Consider the following 10,433-nt stretch of genomic DNA (forward strand, 5'->3'; position numbering starts at 1 on the left):
CCTTTAACTCCGCCAGAGGAAGTCCTTCGACAACTTCGGGAGGAGCGGGATGCCCAGCTTACCGGTCTGTCTTGACGCGAGTTTTCTCCTCCAGCTGCTCCTGGAGGAGACCGTTCCTCAAGCCGAGAGTCTCTGGGAGGCGTGGCACCGAGAGGGACGGCGACTAGCGGCTCCCACCCTGCTATACTATGAAGTGACTAACGCCCTACACCGTTACGCTATGCATGGAGACATCCCTCCCGATCGGGTGGAAACACTGCTGGACCTGGCCCTGCGTTTGGACATAGAACTCATTGGCGATGGCGAACTCCACCGCCGGGCTCTGCAACTGGCCCGCACCTTCTCCCTTCCCGCCGCTTACGATGCTCATTATCTGGCCTTGGCAGAGCGGCTGAACGCTGAATTCTGGACTGCGGATGCGCGCTTGACCCAGGCCGTTCAGAATCGTCTACCCTGGGTGCGCCTGTTGGGCCAGCCTCGACGCTAAGTGGTCCCCACAAACTCTGCATAACTCCCCGATCAGGTGGAAGAAGGACCACAACCCGAATCGACTCGCTTCCCGGCCTCGCCCCCCTCGCTCGCCGCCTGTTAGAAATCCCCCATTTCGGTTTAGCATAATAGAGGTTACGCCGTTCGGGGCCTACGAGGGGAGGCGGAAGGGTCCCACTCCCCAAAACCCCACGAGGAAATCAACCGCATAACTCCTATACGAATTGAGGCCGGTGAAGCAGGAAGGGGCTCGATTGGCGATGGATCATCGGGAGCCAAGGCGGTACTCGCAAACTGAAGCGAGCAGCGGAGCTGTGCTCGAGCTTGCCGGGGGCGCATCAGGCCTGCGCATCGGTCTCTCCCTGCTTCTGGGAGTCGCCGTCATGGCGGCTCTGGTGGTCGTCGGGGACGTCCAGGCAATGGCCCGTCATCTGTGGGGCTTCCCATGGGCCTGGCTGCCAGCGATTCTGAGCCTCACCCTGTTGAACTATGGATTGCGCTTCCTGAAATGGCACCTGTATTTGCGCTGGGTGGGGGCTGCGTTGCCATGGCCGACCAGCGCTGCGGTTTTCATCGCTGGCCTGGCGATGGTCCTCACGCCGGGCAAGTTAGGGGAGACCGTGAAGAGCCTTCTGGTTTGGAGGCTCCGGGGAATCCCGATCTCCACCACCCTACCGGTGGTGTTCGCCGAGCGCCTGACCGATGGCCTGGCGATGGTCCTGCTGGCCGGCCTGGGGATCAGTGTCTATCCGGCTGGGATCCCTATTTTGGGTGGTATCCTCGCCGGGTTGAGCGCCATGGTGTTGGGGGCATGGGCGTGGCCCCAGGTGGAACCCCTGCTACGTCGGCTGTCCAGATGGCCCCTCTTTTCCCGGATCCTCCCTGCCCTCCTGAACTTTTACGCCAGCGCCCATTCCTTGGTTCGGGCGCCCAATCTGCTGCTCGCTATCGGCTTAGGCCTGATTTCCTGGGGAGCGGAAGGCCTGGCCTTCGCCTTGATCCTCCACGGCCTGGGGGTTCCGGCAGATCTTTCCATGGTGCAGCGAGCGATTTTCACCTTGTCGTTCGCAACCCTCGCGGGCGCGGTGTCGTTTCTCCCCGGCGGGTTGGTGGCCGCGGAAGCCAGCCTGGCCGGGTTGTTGTTGGCCCAGGGCCTGCCGCGGGAGATCGCTGCAACGGCCACCGTGTTGATCCGGCTCGCCACTTTATGGTTCGGTGTGGCGCTGGGGTTTGCGGCATGGGTCTGGCTGGTGCCCGGCCTGTGGAGGGCTCCCGGCGCGAACGCCCGGTGAGCGGATCCCAAAGGCTCGGGTGCGAGGCGTTCACCGAGGGGTTATGCAGCTTACAGGAGAGGATGCTAGATGCGCGATGCTTCGATGCGTCGTTTCCGTCGAGGGCTAACGGGGATCGCGGTCTTGCTGATCTCCCTGGGCCTCATCGGGGGGATGGCCCTGGCGGGCTGGCGAATGGGATGGGCCCACGGCGCTGCGGAGCGGGAACGGCGGATCCGGGCGACGGTGGATGCGGCAATCCAGCAGGCGATGGGCATGCTGGAGGAAGGCCAAGATGAGCGGGCGCTGGCATTCCTGGAAGGCGCCCGCCGTCTTCGCCCGGCCGATCCCACCGTGGAAGCCGCCCTGGCCGAGGCCCACCGTCGTATCGCCGCCCGCCCAACGCCCACCCCCATTCCGCCCGCGGTGTTGCTGGAGGAGGTGTTCCAGGCTGCCCGGGAAGCCTACACGGAGGGGGATTTGCCCCGGGCGATCGAGCTGCTGTTACAGATCCGAAATCGCGACGCGACGTTCCGGTCCGGTGAGGTGGCCTCGATGCTGCGGGACGCTGCCTTGCGTTATGGGATGCGTTTGCTGGAAGGCGAGGAGGATCGCCTCGCCGAGGGGCTCTTTTACTTGGATCAGGCCGCGCGTCTGGGCCCTCTCCCGCCGGAGGCCTCAGCGGCTTATCGTCTGGCCAGCCTCTACCTGGCTGCGCGCGATTATTGGGGGGTGAATTGGCCGGAGGCCATCCGGCGCTTCCAGGAGGCTTACTCGCTGGACCCCGGATATCGGGACACGGCCCGTCGGCTTTTCCAGGCCCACGTGGCGTATGGGGATCTCCTGGCGGCTCAAGGGGAAAGCTGCCCCGCGGAAGCGCAGTATCAGGCGGCCCTTCGCCTCTTCACGGATCCCCAGGTTCAGACGAAGGCCAGCGAGATGGGGACACTCTGTCTTCAGGCCACCCCCACTCCCATCCCAGGAGGTCTCCCAGGGGAAGGCACACCCCTTCCGCCGCCGATCCCCTCCGGGCGGCTGGCTTATGCGATGTATGACCCAGAGATCGGAACATATGTGCTCTATACGGTCGATTCGGGCGGGCAGGGGTTGCGGGTCGCGGTAGGGGCCGATCAGCCTGCGTGGCAGCCCGGCGGGCGGTGGCTCGCTTATCGGATCGCCGGGGTCGGGATCTTCATGAAGGACCTGGAAAGCGGCGAAACAGTGCAAGTGGCCGGACCCGGTGCCGCTTGGCCCACCTGGGCGCCGGACGGACGACGGCTGGCCTTTATGGATGGCGCAGGGGGGATCCAGGTGATCGACCTCCAGGAGCCTCAAACGGTTCAGCGTGTGGCTGCCGGACGGTTCCCCGCCTGGGGCCCCCGAGGGACGCTGGCGTGGACCGGTTGCGTAAGGGGCGAGTGCGGGTTGTTCCTGCTGCCTCCGGAGGCCTCGGCTCCGATCCGCCTGAGCCGGCACCCGAACGATCTCCAGGCGGCCTGGTCGCCGGATGGATCGGCGTTGGTTTACACCACGGATATCCAGGGGAGCTGGGATCTGATCGTCGCGACCACGGGCGGGTTCTTCCGGGTCTTGATCGCTGGGGAAGGCTGGGAAATCGGGCCGGCGTGGTCTCCGGATGGAGCGTGGGTGGCGTATCTCTCCAACGCCGATGGTCGCTGGGGGGTCTATCTCCTTCCTGCCGCTGGAGGAGCCCCGCGCAAGATCCTGGATCTGGGCGAGAGCCTTCCGGATCCGCTCTCCCAGCGCGTGGCTTGGGGGCCATAGATCCCACGGGGACGCCCCTACAAAGGGCAGCCATTGTAGGTGGCCTGGGTGATGCCCATGTTCGTCGCCGCCCCGGTCATCCGGATCATTGACCTACCCTCCTTCCCGTTTGCGGATGAAGGCATAAGCCTCCTTACAGGACGCGGCCACCGTTGTGGTGGGGAGCGGGGTGCCTGTGGAAGTCATTGACGGCTCCTGAAGCAACCCGGCGGCCTGGTGGAAGGCCTTTTCGAGGCGCGCCAGGGCCTGCTCCATCGTCCGCGCCAGCGCCTCCACCCGCTCCCCCATTTCAACGAGGCGCACGCGGTCCGCCGTGGCGGCCATCTCGAACCCCCGCCCCGGCGCGGCTGGCACCACCTGGATCAACGCCCAGGCCGTCCGCTGCGCGGCCTCCAGCTGCGGCACCCATCGCCTCCGCCACGCCCGGAGGCTTTGGATCAGCTCTCGGATCGCCTCCAGGTGCACTTGCAGTTCCCTGTTCATCATCCCTCCCGATGCGGATCGATTTCTCCGTAAAGATGATAGCCATACGAGGGAAGGATTTGGCGCGGTGTTTCCCTCGATGGCATACTTGGGAAAGGATCTTCCGGAGGAGGGAGGGATGGTGGGGATGCGTATGTCCATCGATGAACAGGTGGCCCTCCTGATGCAGGGGACGGAATACGGTGATGAGACCCTCCGTGAGACGATGGAGGCCGAGCTGCGGGAACGGCTTCGGGAGGGGCGTCCGTTGCGGGTTTACCTCGGGGTGGATCCGCGGACCAGCGATCTGCACCTGGGGCACGCTGTGCCTTTACGAAAGCTGCGCCAATTCCAAGATCTGGGGCACGAGACGATCCTGGTGATCGGCACGTTTACGGCCCTGGTGGGCGACCCTTCGGATCAACTGCGGGGGCGAGCGCTGATGTCCCCCGAGGAGGTGGAGGCTAACGCGCGAACCTATGCCGCGCAGGCCTTCCGGGTGCTGGATCCAGAACGCACCATCATCCGCTACAACGCCGAATGGCTTTCCAAACTCACCTTCGCCGATCTCATTCGCCTGGCCTCGCATTTCACCGTGCAACAATTCCTGGCCCGCGAATCCTTCGCCGAGCGCCTGAAGGCCGGTGACCCGATCTTCCTGCATGAGACATTCTATCCTTTGATGCAGGGCTACGATGCGGTGGCGCTGCAAACCGATGTGCAGATCGGCGGGACGGATCAGTTGTTCAACATTGTGGTGGCCGGTCGGAAGCTTCAGGAGGCGTTCGGCCAGCGGCCCCAGATCGCCATCCTGCTCCCTCTGCTGCCGGGCACGGATGGCGTGCGCAAGATGTCCAAGTCCCTGGGCAACCATATCCCCCTGAACACCACGCCCGAGGATATGTTCGGAAAGGTCATGAGCATCCCCGATGAGGTCATGCCGATTTACTTCAAGCTCCTCACCCGCTACCCGCCCCAACGGATCGCGGCCATTGAGGAGGGATTGCGGTCTGGGGACCTTCACCCGCGGGATGTGAAAATGGAGCTGGCCCACGAGATCGTCTCGATCTTCTTTGGGGAAGAGGCCGCCGGGCGGGCGGAAGCTCACTTTCGCACGGTGTTCCAGGAGCGGGCTTTCCCGGAGGAGATGCCGACGTTTCCGCTTTCCGGCCCGCAGCCGCTGGTGGAACTGCTGGTCGCGGCCGGGCTGGCCCCCAGCCGGAGCGAGGCCCGCCGCCTGATCCGCCAGGGCGGGGTCCGGCTGGATGGGGAAGTGGTCTCGGACATCGAGCGGGTGGTTGAGATCGACCGGCCGAAGGTGCTGCAGGTCGGCCGTCGACGCTTCGTCCGGCTGGTGCCGATCGCCCCTTAAAGAGCAGGCACAAGGCCTGGCCCTACAACCGGCATCCCCGCGGTTACGTAGGGGCGCCCTGGGATGGGCGCAAGGCCTGGGCAGGCACAAGACCTGCCCTTACGGTGATCGTTGGGCCCTGGGGCGTCCGTTTCATCTTTGGGAACACAGGTTACGATCCTTCCCATCCTCCACTTGGAGTTCTCGACCCATGGAAGGGAAACGGGTTCAGGACAGCGAAGTGGTGCTGACGCAGATCATGCAACCGGAGCACGCCAATATCCTGGGCAACATCCACGGTGGCTGGATTATGAAGCTCATGGATGAGGCGGGGGCGATCGTGTCCTCCCGCCACGCCCGTCGGCCCACGGTGACGGTGGTCGTGGACTCCATCCAGTTCTGCGCCCCGGTCCACGTGGGGGACCTGGTGCATGTGCGGGCCCGGATGACCCGGGCGTGGCGAACTTCCATGGAGGTCGAGATCCAAGTGGAGGCGGAGAACCTATTGACCGGAGAGCGGCAGGTAACGGCCACAGCGTATTTCGTCTATGTGGCCCTGGATCGCGACGGGCGGCCGGCTCCGGTGCCGCCCCTGATCCTGGAAACGGATGAGGAGCGTCGCAAGGCGGAGGAGGCGGACCAGCGCCGGGCGGAGCGTTTGGCCCGCCGAGGGAGCCGGGTGCTCCAGCCCGGGTCCTGAGGGATGCGAGCGATTCCCTTGCCTCCATCGGTCACGCTTGCATATCCTGAAAACGCAGCGCCCGGCGCAGCTGTTCTACCCGCTCCCAGTAAGCCCGAGACTGACGGAACGAGGGATCGCCCGCCCCGGGGTTCTCGACCACCTCGGGCCGTGTGTGCGGTGGGGCGCCCAGGATCAGGATCCGCTGCCCCATGAAGACGGCCTCCTCGATGTTGTGGGTGACCAGGACCAAGGTGAGGGCTTCTTCCTCCTTCAAGCGCCAGGTCAGCTCCTGAAGATCCTCCCGCGTGGGCGCGTCCAGCGAGGCGAAAGGCTCATCCATCAGCAACAGGTCCGGCTTGAGCACCAACGCGCGCGCGATGGCGGTCCGCTGGCGCTGGCCGCCGGAAATCTGACCCGGATAGCGGTCCCGCACCCCCATTAACCCCAGACGCTCCAGCCAGGCGTTCACCGGGCCCTCAATGTCCGTCACCGGAGCGTCGGCCGGGGCGTGTCGCCCATCGGGTCCATAGAATTGGCGGATCCGCAAGCCCAGGGCGACGTTCTCCCACACGGTCGCCCAGGGGAGCAAGCCGTAATCCTGAAGGATCAGGCCCGTGCGAGGGCGCGGCCGCCGGAGCGGCTGCCCATCGATCCAGATCTCCCCCCGCTGGGGCTGGCGCAGGCCGGCCAGCAGATAGAGCAGCGTGGTCTTCCCGCATCCGGAGGGGCCGATGATCGCCCAAGCCTCCCCACGGGTTACTGACCAAGAAAAATCTTGAAAGAGCCATTGTCCGCTATATCCAAACCAAATCCTCTCGACCTGAATCATTGTCTCACCCTTCTCTCGTGGGACGGGGTCCCAGCGGGATGTTTGCATGTTAGGGAAAGCTGCCCGCAACGGCTTCCCCGTTGTGGGAAGAGGCAGCTCACGGGTCCTGCTTCGAAAGGATTCTGGCATAGATATCGAATGCGACGCAAAATTCTTTATGAGCGTTCTAGGGCAGGCACGAGGCCTGCCCCTACATCCTTTCCGTATCGTATGGGCCGCATGGGGATGAGGAGACATTGGCCTGGAGAGCGATGGATGATGGACCGAACGGAAGAAACCTTGGAGGGGATCACTCTGGAGGAGAAGCTCCGCGCCCTGCCGGCGCGCCCTGGGGTTTATCTCTTTAAGAACGCCGGCGGGGAGATCCTCTATGTGGGCAAGGCGCTCTCGCTCCGCCAGCGGGTCCGTTCATATTTCCAGAACAGCGCCGACCTCTCCCCCCGAACCCGCCGCCTGGTCCAGGAGATCGCCGACCTGGATTTCATCGTCACGGATTCGGAGCTTGAGGCGCTGATCCTGGAAGCCAACCTGATCAAGAAGCACCGGCCGAAATACAATGTCCGCCTGAAAGATGACAAGCGTTACCCGTATATCCGTATCTCGATCCAGGATCCGTATCCCAAGGTGACCATCACCCGGCGGATCGAGAACGACGGCGCCCGCTATTTCGGCCCTTACACCTCCGCCAGCGCGATCTACCAGATGCTGGACGAGCTGCGGCGGATCTTCCCCTATCTGACCTGCGACCGGACGATCACCGGGAAGGATCGGCGGGCGTGCCTCTATTACGATCTGGGGCGGTGCTTGGGGCCGTGTATTGGGGCGGTCAATCAGGCGGAATACCGCGCGATGATCGATGGCCTGGTTCGCTTCCTGGAGGGGCACACCGAAGAGGTGGTCCGCGAGCTGGAATCCCGGATGTGGGCGGCGGCCGAGGCCCTTCAGTTCGAACGGGCCGCCCAGCTGCGGGATCGCCTGCGGGTGATCCGTCAGGTGATGGAGCGCCAGAAGGTGGTCTCCACGGTCGCCGCCGATCGGGATGTAATCGCGATTGCCCGGGCGGATGGCGAAGCCTGTGCGGAGGTCTTTTTCATCCGCCAGGGGCGACTGATCGGCCGCGAGTATTTCGTGCTGGAGGGCCTGGAGGAAGCCGACCTCCAGGAGGCCCTGGCGGGCTTCCTCAAGCAGTTCTATCAGGCCGCCGCGGAGGTCCCCCCTGAGATCGTGTTGCCGGAGCACATCGAGGAGGCCGCCATCATCGAGCAGTGGCTTCGTCAGCGACGAGGGGATGCGGTGACGCTCACCGTGCCCCGGGAAGGGGAGGCCGCGGAGCTGGTGCGGCTGGCGACAGAGAACGCCATCGAGACCCTCAACGCGCTGCGGGCCCGCTGGCTGGCGGACCGCCATCGTCAGGAAGCAGCTTTGAAAGAGCTGGCGGAGGCCTTGGGTCTCCCTGCGCCCCCAGCTCGAATCGAGGGCTTCGACATCTCCAACACCCAAGGGACCGCGGTGGTGGGCAGCATGGTGGTGTTCGTTCATGGCGTTCCGTTGAAGGCCCACTATCGCCGCTTTGTGGTGCGCACCGTGCAAGGGCGGCCCGACGATTACGCCAGTATGCGGGAGGTGCTCACCCGACGCTTCCGCCGCTGGCAGGAGGCGACCTCCCCCCAGCCGCTTCCCGGCTACAAACCCGATGAAAGTTTCGCGATGCTCCCGGACCTCCTCCTGGTGGACGGCGGGAAGGGCCAGCTGGGGGTGGCCTTGGAGGTTCTGGAGGCCTTCGGGTTGCGGGAGCGGGTTCCCGTGGCTGCCCTGGCCAAAGAGCGGGAGGAGATTTTCCTCCCCGGCCGCTCAGAAGGTCTGCTCCTGTCCCGCCACGCCCCCGCCCTCTTTCTGATCCAGCGCATCCGGGATGAGGCGCATCGGTTCGCTCTCAGCCACCACCGGACCCGGCGGGCGCGCCTTTCCATGGCCTCGCTCTTGGAGGAGATCCCCGGCATCGGGCCGAAACGGCGCCGCGCGCTGCTGGAGCGCTTCGGCTCCCTGGAGGCGATCCGGCAGGCCCCCATCGAAGCCCTGGTGGAAGCCGGGCTCCCGCGAGGCGTCGCCGAGCGGTTGAAGGCCGCGCTGGGTTGAACGGCGCGAGGAAAATTCCGTAGGCATCCGATCTGAGGCCGACAAACGATCCGTGCACGACTTTAATTCTCTGGAAGCCCTAGCGATCTACATTCATATCCCTTTCTGCCGCTGGCGCTGCAGCTACTGCGACTTCAACGTTTACGCCGGCATGCAGCGTTGGTTCGGCCCCTACATCGACGCCCTGGCGGAGGAGATCCGTCGCTTCGGGGCGGCGGCAGGGCGCCCTCGGGCCCGCACGGTTTATATTGGCGGCGGAACCCCTTCCCTGCTGCCCCTCCCGTTGCTCGCCCGCTTGTTCGAAGCGCTTCACGAGGCGTTTGAGATCCCCCAGGGGGTTGAGATCACGATGGAGGCGAACCCCAGCGGCCTCTCAGTCGCCTACCTGGAGGGCGTACGAGGCCTGGGGGTGAATCGCATCAGCTTCGGGGTGCAGAGCACCCATCCTGAGGAGCTGCATCTCCTGCGGCGGGATCACACCTTTGAAGAGGCCTGTGATCACATCGCCCTGGCCCGGGCGGCGGGTTTTGCCAACCTGAACGTGGATCTGATCTACGGGCTCCCCGGCCAGACCCTTACCGGCTGGCAGGAAACCCTGGAAGCGGTCTTGGCCCTCCGTCCGGAGCATCTCTCCGCTTATGCCCTGATCGTAGAGGAGCGCACGACCCTCCGCCGCTGGATCCAGGAAGGGCGGGTTCCAACGCCGGATTCGGATCTTACGGCGGAGATGTATGAGTGGACGCGGGAGCGCATGGCGAAAGCCGGTTACCGGCATTACGAGATTTCCAATTGGGCCCGGCCGGGCTATGAGAGCCAGCACAACACCGTTTACTGGCGCTATGAGCCCTACATCGGCTTCGGCGCAGGGGCCTGTAGTTTCATCGATGGCCGTCGATGGGTGAACGTGATGCATCCAAAGGAATACATCCGTCGGGTGGAGCGAGGGGAGACCCTCATCATGGAGGAGGAGCGCCTCGACCGGCGCACCCAGATGGCCGAGATGATCATCCTGGGCCTTCGCTTGGTGGAGGAAGGGGTGGAGGACGTCCGTTTCCGGGCGCGGTTCGGGGAGGGCATCCTGGACGTCTATGGGTCGGTGGTGGCTGAGCTGGAGGACCTGGGGCTCGCTCAGTGGGATGGAGCGCGGCTGCGGCTGACCCGGCGGGGAGTGTTGTTGGGGAATCAGGTGTTCTGGCGCTTTTTATGAGCCTTCCAGGCAGAATAGGCAGCCTCCGCTTGTGGCGCTCTGCTTGATCTTTCTTCGCCACTATTCAGCCCGGCAACATCCGGTTGGGAGAACCCACGAAGGGTGAGGTCGTTCCGCTTTCTCTCACGAGCGCCGAACAGCGCAACTCCCTATCAACCCCGTATTGGATCACCACCAGTGCGAAGATCAAATTTCTGTGAGGGGCGGCCGCGTAAGCAGAT

9 protein-coding genes are annotated in these 10,433 nt (G+C 64.6%); 7 read left to right on the plus strand and 2 right to left on the minus strand.

Features of this window, described 5'->3' with window-relative positions; all coding sequences use genetic code 11:
- Positions 1–49 precede the first annotated feature (49 nt).
- The 3 genes from ACFMO5_RS10355 (at position 50) to ACFMO5_RS10365 (ending at position 3,545) form a co-directional block, all read left to right on the plus strand.
- Positions 50–487 carry a type II toxin-antitoxin system VapC family toxin gene (locus ACFMO5_RS10355; protein WP_376792673.1) on the plus strand — a complete coding sequence of 146 codons (438 nt, stop codon included), beginning with the start codon at positions 50–52 and terminating at the stop codon, positions 485–487.
- A gap of 262 nt (positions 488–749) precedes the next feature.
- Positions 750–1,781, plus strand: a complete 1,032-nt coding sequence (locus ACFMO5_RS10360) for a YbhN family protein (RefSeq protein WP_376792674.1) — start codon at positions 750–752, stop codon at positions 1,779–1,781.
- A 69-nt stretch (positions 1,782–1,850) separates the two neighbouring features.
- Positions 1,851–3,545: a hypothetical protein gene (locus ACFMO5_RS10365; RefSeq protein ID WP_376792675.1), complete on the plus strand. Its 1,695-nt coding sequence runs from the start codon at positions 1,851–1,853 to the stop codon at positions 3,543–3,545.
- Between the two features lie 93 nt (positions 3,546–3,638).
- Here the strand turns inward: ACFMO5_RS10365 and ACFMO5_RS10370 are convergent, their stop codons facing one another.
- Positions 3,639–4,028 carry a hypothetical protein gene (locus tag ACFMO5_RS10370; protein ID WP_376792676.1) on the minus strand — a complete coding sequence of 130 codons (390 nt, stop codon included), beginning with the start codon at positions 4,026–4,028 and terminating at the stop codon, positions 3,639–3,641.
- A gap of 133 nt (positions 4,029–4,161) precedes the next feature.
- Here ACFMO5_RS10370 and tyrS point away from each other — a divergent pair, with 133 nt between their 5' ends.
- Both tyrS and ACFMO5_RS10380 read left to right on the plus strand, forming a co-directional pair.
- Complete coding sequence (gene tyrS / locus ACFMO5_RS10375; protein ID WP_376792681.1) at positions 4,162–5,379, plus strand: tyrosine--tRNA ligase; 1,218 nt, start codon at positions 4,162–4,164, stop codon at positions 5,377–5,379.
- 190 nt (positions 5,380–5,569) lie between these two features.
- Positions 5,570–6,058, plus strand: coding sequence for an acyl-CoA thioesterase (locus tag ACFMO5_RS10380; protein WP_376792677.1), 489 nt, complete (start codon positions 5,570–5,572; stop codon positions 6,056–6,058).
- Positions 6,059–6,089: 31 nt separating this feature from the next.
- Here the strand turns inward: ACFMO5_RS10380 and ACFMO5_RS10385 are convergent, their stop codons facing one another.
- Positions 6,090–6,869: an ABC transporter ATP-binding protein gene (locus ACFMO5_RS10385; RefSeq protein WP_376792678.1), complete on the minus strand. Its 780-nt coding sequence runs from the start codon at positions 6,867–6,869 to the stop codon at positions 6,090–6,092.
- Positions 6,870–7,127: 258 nt separating this feature from the next.
- Here ACFMO5_RS10385 and uvrC point away from each other — a divergent pair, with 258 nt between their 5' ends.
- Both uvrC and hemW read left to right on the plus strand, forming a co-directional pair.
- On the plus strand, positions 7,128–9,005 hold the full coding sequence (gene uvrC / locus ACFMO5_RS10390; RefSeq protein WP_376792679.1) for an excinuclease ABC subunit UvrC: 1,878 nt from the start codon (positions 7,128–7,130) through the stop codon (positions 9,003–9,005).
- 52 nt (positions 9,006–9,057) lie between these two features.
- Positions 9,058–10,212: a radical SAM family heme chaperone HemW gene (gene hemW, locus ACFMO5_RS10395; RefSeq protein ID WP_376792680.1), complete on the plus strand. Its 1,155-nt coding sequence runs from the start codon at positions 9,058–9,060 to the stop codon at positions 10,210–10,212.
- The last annotated feature ends 221 nt before the right edge of the window (positions 10,213–10,433 follow it).

The organism is Thermoflexus sp. (assembly GCF_042408365.1).
Lineage (GTDB): Bacteria > Chloroflexota > Anaerolineae > Thermoflexales > Thermoflexaceae > Thermoflexus.